Genomic DNA, 21,711 nt, shown 5'->3' on the forward strand with positions numbered 1-21,711 from the left:
CGGCAACCCATCGGATCAGCATGCATACACCCGTCACGCCCGGCCTCCTCATCCTGCACGGCAACCAGCTGGAACAGCTGCGCGCCGCCGTCTTCCAGTGGCTGCGCCAGCATCCGCTGGCGCCGCTGGAAACGGACATCTTCCTGGTGCAGTCGAACGGCGTGGCCGAATGGCTGAAGATCGCCCTGGCCGAGGAGATGGGCGTATGCGCCGCCACGCGCATCGCGCTGCCGGCGCGCCTGCTGTGGGAAAGCTACCGGGGCATGCTGGGGCGCGACAGAGTGCCGCGCGTGTCGCCGTTCGACAAGTCCCCGCTAACGTGGCGTTTGATGCGCCTGTTGCCGTCGCTGCTGTCCGACCCCGTGTTCGCGCCGCTGCGCTACTTCCTTGCCGACGGCGATTGCGAACGCCGGCTGCAGCTAGCCGAGCGCCTGGCCGACCTGTTCGACCAGTACCAGGTCTACCGCGCCGACTGGCTGGCCGATTGGGCGGCCGGGCGCGACCAGTTGCGCACGGCGCGCGGCGACTCCATCGTTCTGAAGGAAGACCAGCGCTGGCAGGCGCAGTTGTGGCGCGCCGTGGCGGCCGATGTCGAGGATTTCGAGCGCGACACGGGCCGCGCCGACATCCACGACGCCTTCCTGGCGGCGATCGCCGCCGACGATACGCCGGTAGGCAAGCTGCCGCGCAGGGTCGTGCTGTTTGGCGTGTCGGCCTTGCCGTACCAGACCTTGCAGGCGCTGGCCGCGCTGGCGCGCCACACGCAGGTGGTGCTGGCCGTACCCAATCCGTGCCAGTTCTACTGGGGCGACATCATCGACGGGCGCGACTTGCTGCGCGCGGAAAACAAGCGCCAGCGCCAGCGCAATGGCACCGACCTGGCCGGGATTCCGCTGGAAGAACTGCATGCGCACAGCCACCCGCTGCTGGCCAGCTGGGGCAGGCAAGGGCGCGATTTCATCCGCATGCTCGACGAATTCGACGAACACGCGCAAGCCGAGGGGCGCGACGACAGCCTGCGCATCGACCTGTTTGGCGAGGAAACGGGCGAGACCCTGCTGCAGCAGGTGCAGGTGGCCATCCGCGAACTGCGTCCGCTGGCCGAGCACGAGCAAATACCGCCCGACGCCGGCGACCGCTCGATCGAATTTCACGTGGCGCACAGCGTGCAGCGCGAAGTGGAAGTGCTGCACGACCAGCTGCTGGCCATGTTCGCGCACAGCGCCGAAACGGGTTTGCGTCCGCGCGACGTGGTGGTGATGGTGCCCGACATCGATACCTTCACGGCCGCCATCCACGCCGTCTTCGGCCAGTACCGGCGCAACGACGAGCGTTTCATCCCGTTCGAGATCGGCGACGTGAAGGACCGCAGCGTCAACCCGCTGCTCGTCGCGCTCGAGTGGCTGCTGCAGTTGCCGCAGCAGCGCTGCCGCCAGAGCGAAGTGCGCGACCTGCTCGACGTGCCCGCGCTGGCCACCCGCTTTGGCCTGCAGCCGGACGATCTGGTCACCCTGGGCGCCTGGATCGAAGGGGCGGGCGTGCGCTGGGGCCTGGACCAGCATCACCGCAGCGGCCTGGGGCTGGGCGCGGCCGGCGAGCAGAATGCATGGATCTTCGGCGTGCGGCGCATGCTGCTCGGCTATGCCAGCGGCGGTGGCGCCAGCTTTGGCGGCATCGAGCCGTATGCGGAAGTGGGCGGCCTCGATGCGGCGCTTGCGGGCTCGCTGGCGCAGCTGGTCGAGGCGCTGCTGCACTGGCGCACCGTGCTGGCCGGCGTGCGCACACCAGCCGAGTGGGGCGTGCAGGCGCGCGCGCTGCTGGGCGCCTTCTTTGACGCCGACGACGAGGGCGACCGCCTGACCCTGGCGCAGCTGGAAGCCGCCTTGCAGGGCTGGCTGGAAACGTGCGAGCATGCGGGCTTTGTCGAGCCGGTGCCGTTGTCCGTGCTGCGCGTGGCGTGGCTGGGCGCGCTGGACGAGCCGACCCTGAACCATCAATTCGTCTCCGGCGGCGTGACGTTTTGCACCCTGATGCCGATGCGCGCCGTGCCGTTCCGCGTCGTGTGCCTGCTGGGCATGAACGATGGCGACTTCCCGCGCCGCGCGCAAAAGGCCGATTTCGACTTGCTGGCGCTGCCCGGCATGGCGCGCCCGGGCGACCGCTCGCGCCGCGACGATGACCGCTACCTGATGCTCGAAGCCTTGCAGGCCGCGCGCGACAAACTGTATGTGAGCTGGGTGGGGCGCAATGTGCGCGACAATTCCGAGCAGCCGCCGTCCGTGCTCGTGTCGCAGCTGCGCGATTACCTGGCCGCCGGCTGGTCGCTGGACCGGCACCTGGTCTCGCTGACCACCGAGCACGCGCTGCAGCCCTTCAGCCGCCGCTATTTCGAAGCCGATGGCTTGCTGACGTACGCGCGCGAATGGCGCGTCGCGCATGCCGATGCGGAGACCCAAGCCGAGGAACTGGCGCTGGGCCCTTACGAGCTCGATCCCGGTACGCGCTTGAAACTGGGCGAGCTGGCCAGCTTCTTGCGCCAGCCCGTCAAATACTTTTTCCGCCGCCGCTTGAGCGTGCATTTCGCCGATGCGGCCATGCTGGGCGAGGATGAAGAACCGTTCGGCCTGAATGCGCTCGAGCGCTATCTGCTGGAAGACACCATGCTCGATGACGGCGGCGCCGTGGAAGCCTTGGACGACGTGCGCCCCAGCCTGGAAGCGCGCGCGGAAAAGCTGGCGCGGGAAGGCGTGCTGCCGATCGGCCTGATCGGCCGGCAGGTGCAGGCGCAGCTGGTCGAGGCGCTCGTGCCCGTGCGCAGCGCGTGGTTGTCCTTGCGCGCCTCGTTCCCGTACGCGGCCGACAAGCGCGCCATCAACCTGCCGTTTGGCGAAGTGCAGATCGACGACTGGCTCGACAAATTGTGCAGCAACGGGCAGGACACGGCCTGGCTGATGCAGATTTCCTCGAAGGTGACGGACAAGAACGGTCTGGCGCGTGGCGACAAGCTGATGCTGATGTGGCTGCGCCAGCTGGCCGCCGCCGCCCTCGGCTTTCCCGTCACCGGCTACCTGGTGGCGCGCGACGCCATCGTCAGCATGGCGCCGCTCGATCCGGCCACGTCGCGCGACGCGCTGGCCACCTTGCTGGCGCTGTGGCGCGAAGGCATGAACCATCCGCTGCCGACGGCGTGCAAGACGGGGCTGGCGCTGGTGCGGCAGGGCGACCCGCGCGCCGTGTATGACGGCGGCTTCGACATGACTGGCGAGCGCGCGGAACTGTGTCTGGCGCGCCTGTGGCCCGAGTTTTCCGCGCTGGCTGCGGAGGAAGCGTGGGAAGACTGCACGCGCGAGCTGTATGGCCCGCTGGCCGACTGGCTGCAACAGCACATCACGATCGACCCGATCAGCGCGCCCGATGACGGCGCGGGAGAAGAACAATGACGAGCCATCTGCTCAACCCCCTGGCGTTTCCGCTGCACGGCTCGCGCCTGATCGAAGCGTCGGCCGGTACGGGTAAAACCTGGACCATCGCCGCGCTGTACGTGCGTCTCGTGCTGGGGCATGGCGACGGCGACAGCCGCTTTACGCGGCCGCTGCTGCCGGCTGACATTCTCGTGATGACATTTACCCGCGCCGCCACGCGCGAATTGTCGAACCGCGTGCGCGAGCGCCTGATCGAGGCGGCCGCTTATTTTCGCCACGAATCCGGCGGCAGCGACCCGTTTCTCGACGCCTTGCTCGAATCCTATCCGGACGAGAGCGAGCGGCAAAAGGCCGCGCACCGGCTGATGCTGGCCGCCGAGACGATGGATGAAGCGGCCATTTTCACCATCGACGCCTGGTGCCAGCGCATGCTGCGCGAGCATGCGTTCGACAGCGGCAGCCTGTTCGACGAGGAACTGGTCAGCGACGAGCAAGCCTTGTTCGAGGATGCGGCACACGATTACTGGCGCCAGCAAGTCTACCCTTTGCCGCCGCAGGCGCTCGACGTGCTGCTGGCCTGCTGGCCCGACGTCGGCGCCCTGAAGAAGGGCGCGCGCGAGCTGGCGCGCCGCGCGGACATCATGCGCATGGCCGACGAAGAGCCGTTGTCGGCATTGATCGCGCGCGAACAGCGGGCGCTGGCCGCGCAGCTGGCCACCCTGAAGGCGGGCTGGGTCGAGCGCGTGGACCAGATGGCGATGTGGATCAATGACCACCGCGCCGCCAATCCCAAGTGTTTTAATGGCGTCAAGATGAAGCCGGAGAACCTGGCGAAGTGGTTCGACGGCTTGCGTAAATGGGCGCAAGACCCGCTGTTGCTGCTGCCCGCCATCACGGCCAAGGCGTGGGAACGCTTGACGCCGTTCGGCATCGAGGATGCGTTTGCCAAGAGTTTCACGGCGCAGGTGCCCGAATGCTTCGAGCATACGGAGGCACTGGGGATCGCCCTGGCGGGTATCACGCCGCTGGCGCACAAGCTGCACCTGCATGCGGCGGCGGCCATCGCGCGGCGCATGGATCAGTTAAAACGCCAGTCGCGCCAGTTCGGCTTTGCCGACATGCTGCAGCGCCTGCACGACGCGCTGGCCGGCGAGAATGGCGCGGCCCTGCGCCAGCGCATCATCGACCAGTATCCGCTGGCCATGGTCGATGAATTCCAGGATACGGCGCCCGCGCAGTACCAGATTTTCAACCTGCTGTACCGGATTGCCGACAACGATCCGGCCCTGGGCCTGTTCCTGATCGGCGACCCGAAGCAGTCGATCTACGGTTTTCGCGGCGCCGACATCCAGAGCTACCTGGCGGCGCGGCGCGCGACCACGGGACGCCACTACCAGCTGGGCACCAATTACCGTTCGACGGCCCCGCTGGTGGCGGCCGTCAACCAGCTGTTCCTGCACGCGGAGCGCGACGAGGTGCCGGCCGGCGCTTTCCGCTACCGCAAAAACGGCGAGAATCCGCTGCCATTCGAGGCCGTCGACGCCAAGGGCCGCGCCGAACACCTGGTGAACGCCAGCGGTCCGCTGCCGGCCCTGCTGGCCGCCTGCGCCAGCGATGAAGCGCTGCGCGGCGACAGCTACCGCGAGTATTTCGCGCAGCACTGCGCCGAACACATCGTCGCCATGCTGGGCTACCCGCAGGCCGGTTTTACGGGCCCCGATGGTTTTGTGCGCCTGCAGCCGGCCGACGTGGCCATCCTTGTGCGCGACCGCAAGGAGGCGGCCGCCATCCGCCGCGCACTGGCGCGCCGCCGGGTCGCCAGCGTCTACCTGTCCGACAAGGATTCCGTCATCGACAGCGAGGAAGCGCAGGACGTGCTGCGCTGGCTGGCGGCGCTGGCCAACCCGCTCGACGGGGGACTGGCGCGCGCCGCGTTTGCCACGCGCACGATCGGCCTGTCGCTGGGCGAGCTGGCGCGCCTGTCGAGCGATGAGCTGGAATGGGAACGCCGGGTCGAGCAACTGAAGGCCCTGCACCTGATCTGGCAGCGCCAGGGCGTGCTGGCCATGCTGCGCCGTTTCATCCACGAATTGCAGCTGCCGGCCATGCTGCTGCAGCAGACGGGCGGCGAGCGGCGCTTGACGAATCTGCTGCACCTGGCCGAATTGCTGCAATCGGCCAGCCGCCAGCTCGATGGCGAGCAGGCGCTGATACGTTGGCTGGCCGAGCAGATCGCCGGCGAAGGCGAAAACGGCGACGAGCGCGTGCTGCGCCTGGAAAGCGATGCGGAACTGGTGAAGGTCATCACCGTGCACAAGTCGAAAGGACTCGAATACCCGCTGGTCTATTTACCGTTTTCCGTCACGGCGCGCAAGGTGGATAAACGCAACCGCAGCTTCTTCGAGTATGCGGGCGACGATGGCGAACGCCGTCTCGACCTGTCCTTGTCCGACGAGGCCATGGCGTTTGTGGAAGAGGCGCGCATCGAGGAAGACTTGCGCCTGCTGTACGTGGCGTTGACGCGGGCGCGCCACTTCCTGTGGCTGGGCGTGGCCGCCCAGGCGGCGCGCAAGGCGGGCGAGAACACCTTGCACGAATCGGCGCTCGGCTACCTGCTGACGGGCGGTGACAAGCTGCCGTTCGAGCAGCTGCTGCTGCGCTGGCAGCAGGTGGCGGGCGATTGCGACGCCATCTATGTCAGCACCTTGGGGCAGCCCGACGCTTGCACGGTGCTGGATCGGGTGGAGCGGCGGCCCGAGTTGCGGCCCGCGCCCGTGTTCTCGGGCGAATTCGAGCGCGACTGGTCGGTGGGCAGCTTCACGTCGCTGACGCGCCAGATCGGCGCCGTGACGGCCGCGCACGTGCCGCAGCGGGCGCTGGAAGAAACCTTGCTGGAAGATGGCACGGCTGTCGCCGTGGTCACGCCGACGCACATGGGCGACGCGCCCTGGCACCGTTTTCCGCGCGGCTCCGTGCCCGGCAATTTCCTGCACGAGCAGCTCGAGTGGATGGGCAGCGAAGGGTTTGACAGCGTCCACGATGACAACTTCGACACCCGCCTGGCCGCGCGCTGCGAGCGCTCGGGCTGGGGCCACCGCCAGGACGACGCCATCGCCTGGCTCAGGGAAATCGCCATCACGCCGCTGCCGCTGCTCGATGCCTCGCTGTCGCAGTTGGATAGCACCCTGTCCGAGATGGAGTTCTGGTTCCCCAGCGAGCATTTGTCCACGGCGGCGCTCGACCAGCTGTGCACGCGTTTGCTGCTCGACGGCGCACCGCGTCCCGTGCTGCCGCGGCGCCAGCTGCACGGCATGCTGAAAGGTTTTGCCGACCTGGTCATCGAACGGGATGGCCGCTACTGGGTGCTCGACTACAAGTCGAATGCGCTGGGCGCCAACGACGCGGCCTACCACACACAGGCGCTGGCGGCCGGCATGGCGCAGCACCGCTACGATATCCAGGGCGCCATCTACATGCTGGCCTTGCACCGGTTGCTGAAAAGCCGTTTGGGCGACGCCTACGACCCGGCCGAGCACCTGGGCGGCGCCATCTTCCTGTTTTTGCGCGGCATCGCGAATGCGGACACGCATGGCTGCTACTGGCTGGCGCCGCAGCTGGAACTGCTGGACGGCCTCGATCAACTGTTAGAAGAAACGGAACACCATGCAGCATGACGCGCAGTTGGATACCCTGCAGATGGATGCCTTGTTCAGCCATATCGACGGCGTTGCCGAGACGGGGCACCTGCGCCGCCTGAGCGCCGCGTTTGCCCGCTTCATCGGCACGCTGGACGACAACGCACCGAATGCGCCCGCCGTGGCCGTGGCGTGCGTCGTGCTGTCCGAGCTGGAAGGGCGGGGGCACAGCTGTCTGATGCTGTTTGAGCTGGCCAGCGAACCGTCGCAGCTGCTGGGCTGGAGCGAAGAGCTGTGGCATGGCGTGCTGGCCGTTTCCGGTCCGTTGCCGGACAGCGTCGAGGGCTGGCGCGCGCTGCTGGCCGGCGCGCCGCAGGTGTGGACGGTGGGCGCGGCTGACGTGCGCCAGCCGCTGGTGCTCGATGGCGACCGCCTGTATTTGCGCCGCTACTGGCGCGACGAAAGCCTGGTGGGCGAAAAAATCGCTGCGCGCGCGCAGGATTTGACGAATCCGCCGCTGGCGCAGGTGCGGCTATGGCTCGACATCCTGTTCGACCAGCCCACGCAGGACGGTGGGCCGGACTGGCAAAAAGTGGCATGCGCCATCGCGCTGCGCGGCAAGGTGGCGATCATCACGGGCGGTCCTGGAACGGGCAAGACGTACACGGTAGCCAGTTTGCTGACCTTGCTGTTTGCCGTTTCGCCGCAGCCGGAGCAGCTGCGCATCGCGCTGGCCGCGCCGACCGGCAAGGCGGCCGCGCGGCTGAAACAGTCGATCGACAAGGCTTTGGAGGGGCTGGCGGCCAAGGCGGGCGATGCGCTGCCCCTGCTGGAACTGGCGCGGCGCATGGGCGCGGCGCGCACCCTGCATAGTTTGCTGGGCGCGCGGCCCGATACGCGCGCCTTTGCCCACCACGCGGGCAATCCGCTCGACGTCGACGTGCTGATCGTCGATGAAGCGTCGATGGTGCACCTGGAGATGATGGCGTCCGTGCTCGACGCCTTGCCTCCCACGGCGATATTGATCCTGCTCGGCGACAAGGACCAGCTGGCGTCCGTGGAAGCGGGCGCCGTGCTCGGTGACTTGTGCCACGACGCGCAGGCGGGCGGCTACACGCCGGCTACCATCGCGTATGCGCAGGCGGCCAGCGGCGTGGCCATTCCGCCCGACTTCGCGGGGGCGGCCGGCGCGCTGGCGCAGCAGACGGTGATGCTGCGCCACAGCCACCGTTTCAGCGGTCCGATCGGCGAGCTGGCCTTCGCCGTGAATGGCGGCAGGCCCGATCTTGCCAAAGCGTGTTTTGCCGGCGACAGCGGCGGCCAGCTGGCGTGGAGCGTGAGCGCGCAGCCGGACGAGGTGCTGCGCCTGGCCTTGCGTGGCCGCGCGGACGCGCCGGGTGGCTACCAGCCCTACCTGGCACTGGTGAATGCGGGCGAAGCGGCGTACGCGCAGCATGACGACTGGGTGCGCGCCGTGCTGCATGCGTTTGAGTCGTTCCGCATCCTGTGCGCCGTGCGCGAGGGCGAGTGGGGCGTGGCCGGCTTGAACACGGCCATCGAACTGCGGCTGGAAAAGGAAGGCTTGATACGCCGCAGCGAATGGTATGTGGGCCGTCCCGTGATGGTCACGCGTAACGATTACGGTACGGGCGTGTTCAATGGCGACATCGGATTGACCCTGCGCGATCCGACGCGGCCCGGTTCATTGCGCGTGTACTTCCTGGAAGGCGAGAACGTGCGCAGCGTGCTGGCCACGCGCTTGCGCCACGTGGAGACGGCGTTCGCCATGACCGTGCATAAATCGCAGGGTTCGGAATTCCGCCACACGGTGCTGGTGCTGCCCCAGGAAGGCGGCGCCATGCTGGCGCGCGAACTGGTCTACACGGGCATCACGCGCGCGCGCGACTTCTTTACCCTCGTCTCGCCCACGCAGGCCGTGCTGTTCGACGCGATTCTGCGCCGCACGCAGCGGGCCAGCGGCTTGAGAGGGCTGATCGGCTGATAGGGTTTGACAGGTTTCCACGCGGAAATATATGTGTTGTATTCCGAATATTGATGATAATTGTTCCGATTTTTGTGTGAAAATGCTTTCATAGAGAAAGTAGTGCAGAGCACTGTTTCTCGTCACTCAAATCGAAACGAGGAGTCCATCATGTTGTCTTCCCTTCGCACGCGGCTGGTGCTCATCTGCGTGGCCATCGTCGTATTGTCCATGCTCGCCTTGTCGGTCGCCAATTACGTCACCACACGCAGCAGCATGCTGGCGTCATCGGACCAGCAGATGCAGCAGCTGCTGCAAAGCCAGTCGGCCGTGCTGGCGCAATGGGTCGATGGCAAGAAAAAGGTCATGGCGTCCGTCGTCATGTCGGCCGAGACGCCCGATCCGCTGCGCGCCTTCGAGATCGCGGAAAAGGCTGGCGATTTTGCGGAAGTGTTCATCGGCTACGCGGACAAGCGTTCCGTGTTTACCCATCCGGGCCGCCCGGCCGATTTCGACCCCACGGCGCGCGCCTGGTATACGGACACGGTCAAGGCGGGCGTGCCGATGCTCACGCCGCCGTACGTGGACGCGGCCAGCCACAAGCTCGTGGTGTCGTTCACGGCGCCCGTCGGGCCGAAGGAGGCATTGGTGGGCGTGGCGGGCGCGGACGTGCTGCTCGATACCGTGATTGCCAACGTGGTGGCGATCAAGCCGACGCCGCACAGCTTTGCCTTCCTCGTCGACCAGAGCGGCACCATCATCGCCCACGCGAACAAGGACCTTAGCCTGCAGCCGGTGGCGAAACTCGATGCGTCGCTGTCGGCCGCACAGGTCAACCGGCTGGAAAGCGCGCGCACGAGCGAGGCCGTGCGATTGAACGAGCGCGACGGCAAGCTGTACGTCACGCGCGTGGCCGGCACCGACTGGCTGCTGGCCGTGGTGCTCGACCAGCAGGAAGCCATGCAAGCCTTGCAGACGATGCTGACGACGGCCACCGTCACGGCCGCGCTGCTGACCGGGCTGGCCGCGCTGCTGCTGTCGCTGCTGGTGTTCAAGATGCTCAAGCGCCTGGAACTGGTGCGTGACGCGCTCGACGATATCGCCTCGGGCGAGGGCGACCTGACTCTCCGCCTCGACGCTTCCGGCGTGGACGAACTGGCGCAGATCGCCGGCGCCTTCAACCGCTTCATCGACAAGATCGCCGCCGTGCTCGTGAAAATCCGCACGGCCAGCGAGTCGGTCAAGGTATCGTCGTCGGAAATCGCCGCCGGCAACCAGGACCTGTCGTCGCGCACGGAGCAGCAAGCGAGTTCGCTGGAAGAGACGGCCGCCTCGATGGAGGAGCTGACCAGCACCGTCAAGCAAAATGCCGACAATGCGCGCCAGGCCAACCAGATGGCGCAATCGGCGTCCGGCGTGGCCAGCAAGGGCGGCCAAGTGGTGGCGCAGGTGGTCGATACCATGGCCTCGATCAACGATTCGTCGAAGAAGATCGTCGACATCATCAGCGTCATCGACGGCATCGCCTTCCAGACGAATATCCTCGCGCTCAATGCGGCCGTGGAAGCGGCACGCGCGGGCGAGCAGGGACGGGGCTTTGCCGTGGTGGCGACGGAAGTGCGTAATCTGGCTCAAAGATCGGCTGGCGCAGCGAAGGAAATCAAGCTGCTGATCGACGATTCGGTGAGCAAGGTCGATTCGGGCGCGCGCCTCGTCGACGAGGCGGGCGCGACGATGCAGGAAATCGTCGACAGCGTGCGCCGCGTCACCGACATCATGGGCGAGATCACGGCTGCCAGCGTCGAGCAAAGCTCGGGCATCGAACAGGTGAACCAGGCGATTGCGCAGATGGACCAGGTGACGCAGCAGAACGCGGCCCTGGTGGAAGAGGCGGCGGCCGCAGCGGAAAGCCTGCAAGACCAGGCCAGTACCCTGGCGCAGGTGGTGGGCGTGTTCAAGCTCGATGAAGGGCAGGCGCCGGCGCCTGTCAAACCGGTGGCGCGGGCAGCCATCGCACCGCGCATCGCCAGCCGGCCAGCACCGGCGCCCGCCGCCAAGCCGGAACGCAGCGAGGAGTGGGAGACTTTCTAAGTAGCGTTCAAGCGCGCCGGGGCACCAGGGTTGGCGCCATCTGTTTCGCCACCTCGAAAAAAGCGTTGGTGGCCGGCGTGTTCTGGCGCCGGTCGCGCACGGCCAGGCCCACCTTGCGGCTGACGGGGGGATTCAAGGGCAGGGCGACCAGCTCCGGATACTGCTCGCGCAGCCGTTGGGGCAGGGCCAGTTCTGCCACGATGGACAGGCCGTCGCCGCGGCTGACCATGTCGAGGATGGTGATCACCTGGCTGATGCGGTACGGTACCTGCGGCTGCAGCCCCGCGTTGGCGAACAGCGGCTCGATCAGGCAGGCGCAGCCCGCCTCGGACATGATGAACGGCCCTTCGCACAATTGGGCCAGGGTGATGGACGTTTCGCTGGACAGTGCATGGCTGCGCGGCACCAGCGCCATCATCTGGTCTTCCACCAGCGGCGCCGTATCGAAACGTTCGTCGGGCAGCACGACGAAGCCCACGTCGACCCGCCGCTCGCGTATCCACTGCACCACTTCATGGTCGGCGCCTTCGTCGATGCGCAGGTCGATGCCCGGATAGCGCAGGCGGAATTGCGCCGTGATGGCCGGCAGCAGATTCAAGGACGACGTCGGGCCGAAGGAACCGATACGCAGGCTGCCCTGGCGCTGGCCCAGCACGTCGGCCGCTTCCTGGCGCATGGCTTCGGATAGCCCGAGGATTTCACGCGCACGCACCAGCAGCTGGCGGCCCACGTCGGTCAGCTCGGCCGAGGCCTGGTGGCGCACGATCAGATCCACGCCCATTTCCTTTTCCAGCGCCTTCAACGCATGCGAGACGGCCGACTGGCTGATGCCCAGCTGTGCGGCGGCGGCGGAAAAGCCGTGCAGTTCGGCCACCAAAGTAAAAATTTCCAGTTGCGTGAAGGTCATGGTGTGGTTTCTTTGATGTATGAGTATTCGCTCATTATTTCATGAGTTGATATTAGTATTAATATATATCTGCAGCATCCGCTGCACAAGCGACATCATAGGACTTTCCATGCGCACTACCGCCATACCTTCCGCCGCCTTGCCTTCCGTGCAATCGCCGCTCGTCTACCTGAAACTGATTTTCGTCGCCCTGTTCTGGGGCGGTACCTTTATCGCGGGGCGCGTGCTGGCGCAGCAGATGCCGCCCATGACGGCCGCCAGCGGACGCTTCGGCGTGGCCGTGCTGTTGCTCGTCGTGCTGGCCTGGAAGCTGGAAGGGGGCTTGCCGCGCCTGGACCGCAAGCAGCTGATGACGACGGCGGCCCTGGGCCTGACGGGCATCTTCTTGTACAACCTGTGCTTCCTGGCCGCGCTGTCGCGCATGCCGGCGGGGCGCACGGCTTTATTTGTCGCGCTGAACCCCATCGTCACGGCGCTGGCCTCGGCCATGCTGTTCCGCGAACGGCTCGGATCGTTCAAGTGGCTGGGCATCATGCTGGCGTTCTGCGGCACGGCCATCGTCATCACGCGCGGCGACCTTGCCGGCGTGCTGCACGGCACGGGCGGCGGCATCGGCATGGGCGAAGTGTTCATGTTTTGCGGCATTTCCAGCTGGGCCGCCTATACCCTGATCGGCCGGGTCGCGCTGAAGGGCTTGTCGCCGATCGCCGCCACCACGTATGCATCGATGTGGGGCCTGGCCTTTTTGCTGGTGGGGGCGGCCGTGGAATTTCCGAGCGTGCCATGGCACAGCTTCGGCTGGCAAGTGTGGGCCGCCATTGGCTACCTGGGCGTGTTCGGCACGGTGATCGGCTTTGTCTGGTATTACGAGGGCGTCAAAGCGCTGGGGCCGTCGCGCACGGCCGTGTTCAACAACCTCGTGCCCGTGTTCGGCATCGTGCTGGCGGCGGCGCTGCTGGGCGAGCCGGTGCTCGCCTCGATGCTGGTGGGCGGGGCGGTGACGATTGCCGGCGTCATCATGACCAACCGGCAAGCGAAATAGTTCTGGGGTCAGACCCGTCGGGTCTGACCCCAGCATTCAGCCGTGCTTAACGGGCGCGGCGGCGCTTCGATGGCTTCGCCGGCGCTTTTTTATGCCGGCTGACCGAGGCGCGCATCACCTTCGGCTCTTCGATGCCGTTCTCGGCCGCCAGCATGCGGCGGATGTTGACGGCGTCCATGGCGCGCACGGAATTGGCGCGCGCGTTGAGCAGGATCATCGTGGCGAACTTGCCGGCCGACTTGATGCGCATGATCAGGCAGCGGCCCGCTTCATTCGTGTAGCCCGTCTTCGACAGGCCGATGTCCCAGCCCTTGGCGCCCACCAGGCGGTTCGTGTTGTGGTATTCCACGTCGCGGCCCTTGATCTGGATGATGTCCTTCGAATCCGTCGTGATGCGGCTGATTTCCGGGTAGCGCGAGGCGGCCACGGCCATCTTGACGAGGTCGGCCGCCGTCGACTGGTTGTTCGGCGACAAGCCCGTCGGTTCTTCGATCACGGTCTGGCGCATGCCCAGGGCCTTGATCTTGGCGTTGACGGCCACGGCAAACGCCGTCGGGCCGCCGGGGAAGGTACGCGCCAGCGAGGCGGCGGCGCGGTTGTCGGATGACATCAGCGCCAGTTGCAGCACGTCGTGGCGGCTCAGGGTGGCGCCCACGGGCACGCGGGAGGTGCTGTGCTTCAGGGTATCGACGTCCTCGCGGTCGATGCTGATCTCTTCCTCCATGTTCGCCTTGGAGTCGAGCACGACCATGGCTGTCATGAGTTTGGTCAGCGAGGCGATGGGCACCACCACGTTGGAATTTTTTTCAAGCAAGACTTTGCCTGTGCCGTCTTCGACCACCAGTATCGACTGGGAACCGAAGGGCACGGCGATGGCCGCTGTCGAAAGCGTCATCAGCACCGCGGCGAACATTTTTTTGAGCATGGGATTGTATGTGGAAAAGCAGTTTTGGGGCGCCATCGTGGGCGCTGCGCGCAAATCCGGAACGGGGCCGCGCGGGGACGCGGCGTGTATCTCGGAGGCAATATTTGCCAAGCTTAGACAATACCATTAAAGATCAAGCGATGTCTACGGTACAGGCCCGTAACAGGCGGCGTTGCGGCCAATTTGGCAAATAAAAACGGCTATTCTTGCCGTAGTGAAAATTGTTACGCAATTATTGATTTCACCTTGGAAACTTCGTATTATTTGAGCAATATTAGCAACGAGGGGTTCGGCAGGCGCCGCGCGCTTCGTCGTTGATGCCTGCCGCTTCGTGCTTCGTCGCCCCGCGCTATGCCCTGCAACAGGGGCGCCGTAGACTGCGTTCATGCCTGAATCACAGACCACGGAGAACGCATCGTGTTAAAAAAATATACGGACTGGTACCGCAGTGTCGATGAGGAATCGCTGCTGGTGCTGAAACACCCCGAGATGGCGGCGCAGGTCCAGGGACGGATGCGCCGCTACATCGCCATGAAGCTGGTCAAGCTGACGCCGATCGAGCGCCAGCAGTTGCACGATTTCCTGCTCAAGTACCGCGGCGCCGGTTTTTACATCGCCGCGTTCAAGCTGATGCTGTTGTTCAGCGCCATCGGCGTCGCACTGCACTTGCTGCTGCCAGCCAAGTTCGAATTGCTCAAGGCCCTGGTCTTCAGCAACGGCCTGGGGTTTGCGCTGGCGTGGGGCCTGGTGGGCGTCTGGTTCAATTACCGCAGTTCCGTGCGCAACAAGCTCAAGAAACTCTTGCTGATCGTGTCGACCTGCGTGGCCGGCGTGGCCGTTGGCGTGCTGATGGCCGGCTTGAGCGATACCGGTTCCATGGACATGGCCTTCGAGCGTTTGCTGCGCGTGGGCGGCACGGCCTTGCTCGTGGCTTGCCTGTTTTACATGGTGCCGCTGGCGATCGTGACCACCTGGCGCAACCGCCAGTACGAAGCGCTGACCCTGCAACTGCAGCAGGATGCCGAGCGCGATCGTCTGGCGCGCGAACTGAGCGAATCGCAGCTGCGCCTGCTGCGCGCGCAGATCGAGCCGCATTTCCTGTTCAATACCCTGGGCGCCGTGCAACAGCTGGCCGAGCAGGGCGCGCAAGGCGCCGGCAAGGCCGCGGCATTGACGGCCGACCTGATCGCCTTCCTGCGCGCCAGCCTGGCGGAGATGCGCAGCGAGCAAGTGCCCTTGCAAAGCGAGTTCGACATGGTGGCTGCGTATTTGCGCGTGATGCAGGCACGCATGGGCTCGCGCTTGCGCTATGCGCTGGACTTGCCGGCCGAGTTTGCGCACGCGACGATACCCAGCATGATCTTGCTGACCCTGGCGGAAAACGCCATCAAACACGGTATTGAACCGTCGTTGCGCGGCGGCGAGATCCGCCTGTCGGCGCTGCGGGTGGACGGCATGCTGCGCCTGCGCGTGCAGGATACGGGCATGGGTTTGCCTGCCAGCGGCGCCGACAGCGCACAGGGCGGAGGACTGGGCCTGGAAAACGTGCGCAGCCGGCTATTGCTGTCCGATCCGTCCGCCAGCCTGAGCCTGCACGACGGCGAGGAGGGCGGCGTGACCGCTGAAATATTGCTACCCATCAAAATTGCATCCAGCCTGAAAGACCCTGCCGCATGAATCCCACCATCCTGATTGCCGAAGACGAACCGCTGATGCGCGAGCGCCTGCAAATGCTGCTGGCGCAAGCCTGGCCCGAAGCGCACGTCGTGCTGGTGGCGGAAAACGGCAACGATGCCTGGGACGGTTTCCTCGAGCATGAGCCAGACGTGGTCTTTCTCGACATCCGCATGCCAGGCCTGTCGGGCCTGGAAGTGGCCGAACGCATCGGCAAGCGCGCCCACGTGGTGTTCGTCACGGCCTACGACCAGTACGCCGTCGATGCGTTCGACGCAGGCGCCGTCGACTACCTGTTGAAACCCGTGCAGGCCGAGCGCTTGCAGCGGGCGCTGGCCCGGCTGCGCGACAAGCTCGGCGCCCAGCCGGCCGACATGGCCAATCTATTGCAGTCGCTGCGCGCCGCCTTGCCGGCGCCGCCGCGCGACAAGTTGAAATGGATCAAGGCCAGCGTGGGCAAGCAGATTCGCCTGATCGACATCGACGACGTGCTGTTCTTCCAGGCCGACACCAAGTACACGCGCGTGGTGCTGGCCGGTTCGGAAGCGCTGGTGCGCACGCCACTCAAGGATTTGCTGGGCGGCCTCGATCCGGAACAGTTCTGGCAAATCCACCGCGGCACCATGGTCAACGTGAAAGCCATCGAAGCGGCTGAACGCATCGACGCCGAGCGCATGCAGGTGCTGGTGCGCGGCAGCACGGAAAAGCTGCCCGTCAGCCGCACGTTTACGTATCTGTTCCGTGATTAGCTGGCAAGGCAATCGCCGGGTGCTTACTGGATCTTGGCGATCGACACTTCCGTCGATTTGACCAGCGCGATGACTTCGCTGCCCACCTTCAAGTCCAGGTCCTTGATCGAGCGCGAGGTGATCACCGACGTGACGATGCCGTGCGGCGTTTCCACGTCCACTTCCGAAACCACGGGTCCAAAGATGATTTCCTTGATCTTGCCGCGAAACTGGTTGCGTACATTCACTTCCGAGATAGCCATGATATTTCCTTTGTGCCCGTAATACGCCATGCGGCGCGACAAGGCCAGAGTACGGCCCGCGCACGCTTTTGACCACGAATCGATGCGCATATCGATATGCGCAAAGCGTGCGCCAGCACTGACGCTAGCACTTTATTCGCCTATACTTGGCTGCAACATCCTGGAGGTTTGCCATGCGTCCATTGCCCTTGCTGCTGCTCTTGCCCTCATTTGCCGTGCTGGCGCAACCGGTCGCGGCGCTGCAGCCGATGGCTTTCCTGGCCGGGCATTGCTGGAAGGGCGAGTTTGCCGGTGGCAAGCAAACGGATGAGCACTGTTTCCAGTGGCTGTACGGCGGGCAGATGCTGCGCGACGTGCACACGGTGCGCAGTCCCGACAAGCCCGACTACGTGGGCGAAACCACGTATTACCACGATCCCGCCGCAAACAAGGTCGCCTTCCTGTATCTGGAAAACAGCGGCGGCCATAGCCGCGGCACGATGCAGCCGGTAGACGACGGGCTCGACTTTCCCGCCACCGACTATGTGGGCGCCAAGGGCAAGACCTTGACCTACCGCGTGCGCTGGACACCATCGGGCGATGCCTATGAGGCCGCCAGCGAGATGCTGCTGGACGGGCGCTGGGTGCCGCAGTTCAAGCTGCTGCTGAAGAAGCAGTAAGGCTGGTTTCCCCTTATTCCAGTTCCGGCTTGGCCTGCGTGGCATCCCTGTGGCTGTATGGATAAGCAGTACCCGGGAGCAAATCCACCGCCAGTACCGACTTGCATTGGTCCATGACTTCCTTGTAGTGCTGCCACATTTCCACATACTTCTTCGGATGATTGATAAAGGTGATGCACATATCGGTCAAGTGCCCCTTGTTCAAGATCATCTTGACGATGTCGGTACTGGCCCTGGCAAGGTGTTCTGCCGTTCCTGCATTGATGGTACTGGCACCGGGCTGGCTTTGCGCCAGCTTGTCGGCCAGTTCCTCTTCGAGCGCGACACGCTCGGCCTGTGCTTGCGCCAGCCCCGCGTTCGTCTCCACCTGCCCGGCCTTGCCGTCCGTGGCGCTGGCGGAACTTGCACCTTCCTGGGCGGTCTTAAGCATGACGACTTCCTTGTCCGTGGTGGCCAGGGCCGTTGGTTTGACTTGAACGGCGGCATCGGCATTGGCTTGCAGGGCTTGTTCTTTTTTGATGGCAAGATCCAGTTTCGCTTGCGTTGCCAGGGCATCCTGGGATGCCTTGAGGCGCCGTTGTGCCTCTGCGATTATGTCGGTATGGTCTGCCAGCACCGGCTGGCGCGCCACCACGGCGCCAGTCAGTTGCTCGATGGCCAGGATACCCAGGGTCAGGTCTTGCGAACGCTCCATGAGCAGCATGACGTCAGCATCGTTGAGCCATTTGTTTTGCGCGTATTCGCAGATATTGAACAGTTGCTGACGCATCAGGGTGATGCTTTGGGAGTGCAGGCCCACGCTGGCTGCATTGGCGCGCAGGGCATTCGAGACGGCGGCGCTGTCGGGGCCGGCGCTGAGGGTGCCGCCGAAGGAGGAGGCATACGATTGCAGGGCATCGGGTGTCGGCTCGGCACAGGCTTTGCCATCTTGCGTGACATGAATGACGCGCTGGGCCGCATCGAGGTGGACGGCCATGCCAGCGCCTGGCAAGTCGGTCGTGCGGTGGATGGTGTGCAGGTTGGCACAGGCCGATAGCGCCAGCAGGAGGGAAGCGCTCGCGGCCATGCGCAAGGGCTTGTTGCCTGCATGGATCAACTGGAGAGTGTGGCGACCGGTATCGATTGAAGGCATGATGCTGCTCCTTGATGAGAACGAGGTTGGGGAGAACACTGGCGATGGCATGCGCATGGCGGCAGCCGTCGATGCCATGGTGCGTGCCGGCCCGTTGCCGCGCATCCTTCAAGTGAAGGATGCGGTACTGGTTTGCCGGGTTTTTTACAGGTAGGGCAATGATGGACAAGGACGGCGCGGATCCCGTTATCGCCGCTTTTTACCGGGCGGCATTGGAGCCGCCGCAGTGGAGCGTGGCCATGCGCGCGTTCGCCCGGCTGGCGGGCGGCGATGTGGCCTGCTGTTTCCTGAAAGCGGAAACGGGCGCGGTACCGTCGCGCGGCTATGTGACCGGGCTGGACCAAAGCGCCTGGGAAGACGGCTACCGGCGCTACTATCACGCGCTTGATCCCGGCTATGCAGTGCTCACGCGCGGGCCGCCCGGGCGCATGCATCTGATGCAGGATTATTTCAGCGAGCAGGCCGTGGCGCGCAGCGAGTATTTCCAGGATTTCTATTTGCGCGCGGGCGTGCGCTATTCGTGCAGCGGCGTCGTGCGCGACAACGGCGCGCTCACCATCCTGTCCGCGCACCGCGCCGCGGGCCAGGGTCCGTATGACGGGAACACGCGCGGCCAGCTGCAGCGCGTGCTTGACCATCTGCCGAATGTTTTTTGCCTGCGCGATACGGCGCAGCAAGCCCAGGCGCATGGCGCGCTGGCCTGGGAGGCGCTCGACGCCTTGCCGCGCGCCATCTTGCTGGCCGATGCCTGCCTGCGGCTGGTTTTCATGAACCTGGCGGCGCAGCGCTTGCTGGCCGCGACGTCGCCGCTCGCCTCCGTGATCACCTTGCATGGCGGTAAGGTGGCTGTGCGCGTGAGCCAGCTGCAACAGCAACTGGCGCAGCGCGTACGGCAGGCTTGCGTCGGACTGGCGTGCCACCGTCCCGCTCCCTTGTATGCGAGTGACGCAGACGGCCGGCCGGCGCTGGAAATCGGCATCCTGCCGCTGCCCGTGCGTATCGGCCCGGCAGACGGGGAGGGCGCCAGCCTGGCCATGCTGTCCTTGCGGCCACTGTTCAGGAGCGGGCGGCGGCATTGGCCCGGCGCGGCCGAGCGGCCATGCGGCTTGACGGGCGCGGAGTGGTCGCTGGCGCTGGCCTTGGCCGACGGCATGGAGCCAGCCGAGTACGCGCAGCGCCAGGGCGTGTGCATCAGTACCGTACGCAGCCAGATCCAGGCCATCCTGGCCAAGACAGGCACGCACCGCAGCAGCGAGATCGCCAGCCTGTTCAGCGCGTTAGAGTGGCATGCTGGCGCGCAGCCATAAAAAAACCGGGACATGTCCCGGTTTTGTGCTGGTTCGGCGAAGATTACTTCTGATAAATCTTGTCGAACTCGCCGCCATCGTCAAAGTGTTTCTTTTGCGCTTGTTTCCAGCCGCCAAACACGTCATCGATGGTGAACAGCGTGATCGGCTTGAAGCTGGCCGCGTATTTCTTGGCGACTGCTGCCGAACGGGGGCGCAGATAGTGCTTGGCGACCAGTTCCTGGCCGGGTTCCGAGTACAGGTATTGCAGGTAGGCCGTGGCTTCCTTGCGGATGCCGCGGCGGTCGACGACCTTGTCGACGACGGCCACCGGGGACTCTGCCAGGATGGAGATGCTTGGATACACCACTTCGAAGTTGTCGCCGAATTCGGCGCGCACCAGTTGTACTTCATTTTCAAACGTCACCAGCACGTCGCCGATTTCACGCTGCGTGAAGGTGGTCGTGGCGCCGCGGCCGCCGCCGTCCAGCACGGGTACGTTCTTGAACAGCTTGGTAACGAGGTCGCGCGCCTGCGCTTCGCTGCCGCCTTTTTTCACGGCATAGCCCCATGCCGCCAGGTAGGTGTAGCGGCCATTGCCCGAGGTTTTCGGGTTCGGCACGATGACCTTGATGCCGGGCTTGGCCAGGTCGTCCCAATCCTTGATGCGTTTCGGGTTGCCTTTGCGCACCAGGTACACCATGGTCGAATAAAACGGCGCCGCATTGTTCGGGAATTTCTTGGCCCAGTCGGCCACCACGAGGCCGCGGTCGACGAGGATATCGATGTCATTGGCCTGGTTCATGGTCACGACGGACGCTTCCAGGCCATCGGCGACGGAGCGCGCCTGCTTGCTCGAGCCGCCGTGCGATTGCTTAATGGTGATGGTTTCACCCGTTTTGGCTTTCCAGTCAGCAATAAACGCGGGATTCACATCCTTGAACAGTTCGCGCATCACGTCGTACGAGGCGTTCAGCAAGACCACGGGTTCGGCGGCGCTGGCCGCCATGGGCAGGCTCATGGCGGCAGCGGACGCGGCCAGGGCACTGGCCAGGAACCAGCGGCGCGAGCGTTGGGTGAGCGTCGCTGCGGTGGTCAATACGGCGTTGGAATGGGTCATGTTGAACTCTTGTTGTGAGAATAGATAGACATAGTCTAAAATTCCGGCCGGAAAAGAAACGAATTTTTCGTAATATGCTTAGATTTGATTCCCGTTTACGCTAAAAAACAGATATCGATTTTTGGAAACATTCGTGGGCAAGGCGCGCACCAGCACTTAGTCTGCAGGCATGGCGCCATAGGCAAAACCGGTCTGTGGCGTGCGGCAAAAAACCCGATTGCGCCGCTTGGTGTATAGTCGAATCGCACGATACAGGGGTAAACCGCCTGCATCGGCAACTGGAATATTTTGTGAGCGTACATGAGTCTTGAAATTCGTATTGCAACATCGACCGACGCTTTCGAGGCGTGCAACGTATTACGACGCTCCATCGTCGAATGCTGCAGCCTCGATCATCGGGACGATCCGGCCATCCTGGAAGCCTGGCTGGGCAATAAAACACCGCAGATGGTGGCGTGCTGGTTCGCGTCGCCCACCAATTTTTCGCTGGTCGCAGTCGAGGCGGGCGCCGTGGTCGGCGTCGGCTTGCTGACGCGCGCCGGCAAGCTGGCCCTGTGCTACCTGCTGCCCGAGGCGCAAGGCCGCGGCGCGGGCAAGGCGCTGGTGGAGCAGCTGGAAGCGCAGGCGCGCGAGTGGGGCATCAAGGCCCTGCAGCTGCACAGCACTGCCAGCAGCCAGGCCTTTTTCGTCAAGCGGGGCTATGTCGAGGCGGGCAATGTGCGTTCGCCATATGGCGTGGAAACGATTTTTTGCTGGAAACAGATTGATCCCGCAGGCATTGCCAGTGGGGATCCCAAGCGCAAGCGCTTTTGCAACTGCAATTCGGCCTGACGGCTAGCTTGTCCT

Annotated in this window: 16 protein-coding genes; 11 read left to right on the forward strand and 5 right to left on the reverse strand. The window is 64.9% G+C overall.

All coding sequences use genetic code 11. The features are described 5' to 3' along the window. Nucleotides 1–20: 20 nt before the first annotated feature. The 4 genes from recC to V3C40_RS14985 all read left to right on the forward strand — a co-directional run bounded on the left by recC (nucleotide 21) and on the right by V3C40_RS14985 (nucleotide 11,129). Nucleotides 21–3,440: an exodeoxyribonuclease V subunit gamma gene (gene recC, locus V3C40_RS14970; RefSeq protein WP_331777853.1), complete on the forward strand. Its 3,420-nt coding sequence runs from the start codon at nucleotides 21–23 to the stop codon at nucleotides 3,438–3,440. Then, a complete protein-coding gene (recB, locus tag V3C40_RS14975) occupies nucleotides 3,437–7,096 on the forward strand; it encodes an exodeoxyribonuclease V subunit beta (protein WP_331777854.1) in 3,660 nt (1,219 codons plus the stop codon). Before recC ends, recB begins: the two co-directional genes overlap by 4 nt. After that, entirely contained in the window at nucleotides 7,086–9,059 is a 1,974-nt protein-coding gene (gene recD, locus V3C40_RS14980) for an exodeoxyribonuclease V subunit alpha (protein WP_331777855.1), read from the forward strand. Before recB ends, recD begins: the two co-directional genes overlap by 11 nt. 150 nt (nucleotides 9,060–9,209) lie before the next feature. After that, nucleotides 9,210–11,129, forward strand: coding sequence for a methyl-accepting chemotaxis protein (locus V3C40_RS14985; protein WP_331777856.1), 1,920 nt, complete (start codon nucleotides 9,210–9,212; stop codon nucleotides 11,127–11,129). A 7-nt stretch (nucleotides 11,130–11,136) separates the two neighbouring features. Here the strand turns inward: V3C40_RS14985 and V3C40_RS14990 are convergent, their stop codons facing one another. Further along, a complete protein-coding gene (locus V3C40_RS14990; RefSeq protein WP_331777857.1) occupies nucleotides 11,137–12,036 on the reverse strand; it encodes a LysR family transcriptional regulator in 900 nt (299 codons plus the stop codon). 109 nt (nucleotides 12,037–12,145) lie between these two features. Between V3C40_RS14990 and V3C40_RS14995 the strand changes: the two genes are divergently transcribed. After that, the gene (locus V3C40_RS14995) at nucleotides 12,146–13,078 is read left to right on the forward strand and encodes a DMT family transporter (RefSeq protein WP_331777858.1); all 933 of its coding nucleotides are present in this window, start codon (nucleotides 12,146–12,148) and stop codon (nucleotides 13,076–13,078) included. Nucleotides 13,079–13,124: 46 nt separating this feature from the next. On the opposite strand, the gene V3C40_RS15000 is transcribed toward V3C40_RS14995, so the two are convergent. Beyond that, nucleotides 13,125–14,003 (reverse strand): serine hydrolase, encoded by an 879-nt coding sequence (locus V3C40_RS15000; RefSeq protein WP_072454576.1) that lies wholly within the window; start codon nucleotides 14,001–14,003, stop codon nucleotides 13,125–13,127. A 417-nt stretch (nucleotides 14,004–14,420) separates the two neighbouring features. Here V3C40_RS15000 and V3C40_RS15005 point away from each other — a divergent pair, with 417 nt between their 5' ends. Next, the gene (locus V3C40_RS15005; RefSeq protein ID WP_331777859.1) at nucleotides 14,421–15,680 is read left to right on the forward strand and encodes a sensor histidine kinase; all 1,260 of its coding nucleotides are present in this window, start codon (nucleotides 14,421–14,423) and stop codon (nucleotides 15,678–15,680) included. Further along, nucleotides 15,677–16,426 carry a LytR/AlgR family response regulator transcription factor gene (locus tag V3C40_RS15010; RefSeq protein ID WP_034757697.1) on the forward strand — a complete coding sequence of 250 codons (750 nt, stop codon included), beginning with the start codon at nucleotides 15,677–15,679 and terminating at the stop codon, nucleotides 16,424–16,426. The genes V3C40_RS15005 and V3C40_RS15010 overlap by 4 nt, the downstream gene beginning before the upstream one ends. Before the next feature lie 23 nt (nucleotides 16,427–16,449). Here V3C40_RS15010 and V3C40_RS15015 read toward each other — a convergent pair whose 3' ends face one another. Then, entirely contained in the window at nucleotides 16,450–16,668 is a 219-nt protein-coding gene (locus tag V3C40_RS15015) for a TOBE domain-containing protein (RefSeq protein ID WP_034757699.1), read from the reverse strand. 173 nt (nucleotides 16,669–16,841) lie between these two features. On the opposite strand from V3C40_RS15015, the gene V3C40_RS15020 reads away from it, so the two are divergent. After that, entirely contained in the window at nucleotides 16,842–17,327 is a 486-nt protein-coding gene (locus V3C40_RS15020; RefSeq protein WP_219328378.1) for a hypothetical protein, read from the forward strand. 13 nt (nucleotides 17,328–17,340) lie between these two features. Here the strand turns inward: V3C40_RS15020 and V3C40_RS15025 are convergent, their stop codons facing one another. Further along, entirely contained in the window at nucleotides 17,341–18,459 is a 1,119-nt protein-coding gene (locus V3C40_RS15025) for a hypothetical protein (protein WP_331777860.1), read from the reverse strand. On the opposite strand from V3C40_RS15025, the gene V3C40_RS15030 reads away from it, so the two are divergent. Continuing rightward, nucleotides 18,458–18,613 carry a hypothetical protein gene (locus V3C40_RS15030; RefSeq protein ID WP_331777861.1) on the forward strand — a complete coding sequence of 52 codons (156 nt, stop codon included), beginning with the start codon at nucleotides 18,458–18,460 and terminating at the stop codon, nucleotides 18,611–18,613. The two genes, V3C40_RS15025 and V3C40_RS15030, sit on opposite strands and share 2 nt — an antisense overlap. Nucleotides 18,614–18,617: 4 nt before the next feature. Then, nucleotides 18,618–19,766, forward strand: coding sequence for a helix-turn-helix transcriptional regulator (locus V3C40_RS15035; protein WP_331777862.1), 1,149 nt, complete (start codon nucleotides 18,618–18,620; stop codon nucleotides 19,764–19,766). 43 nt (nucleotides 19,767–19,809) lie between these two features. Here the strand turns inward: V3C40_RS15035 and V3C40_RS15040 are convergent, their stop codons facing one another. After that, complete coding sequence (locus V3C40_RS15040; RefSeq protein WP_072454844.1) at nucleotides 19,810–20,766, reverse strand: sulfate ABC transporter substrate-binding protein; 957 nt, start codon at nucleotides 20,764–20,766, stop codon at nucleotides 19,810–19,812. A 399-nt stretch (nucleotides 20,767–21,165) separates the two neighbouring features. Between V3C40_RS15040 and V3C40_RS15045 the strand changes: the two genes are divergently transcribed. Then, a complete protein-coding gene (locus tag V3C40_RS15045) occupies nucleotides 21,166–21,696 on the forward strand; it encodes a GNAT family N-acetyltransferase (protein WP_034757728.1) in 531 nt (176 codons plus the stop codon). Nucleotides 21,697–21,711 lie beyond the last annotated feature (15 nt).

The sequence above is a fragment of the Janthinobacterium sp. LS2A genome (assembly GCF_036543145.1).
GTDB lineage: Bacteria > Pseudomonadota > Gammaproteobacteria > Burkholderiales > Burkholderiaceae_D > Janthinobacterium > Janthinobacterium aestuarii.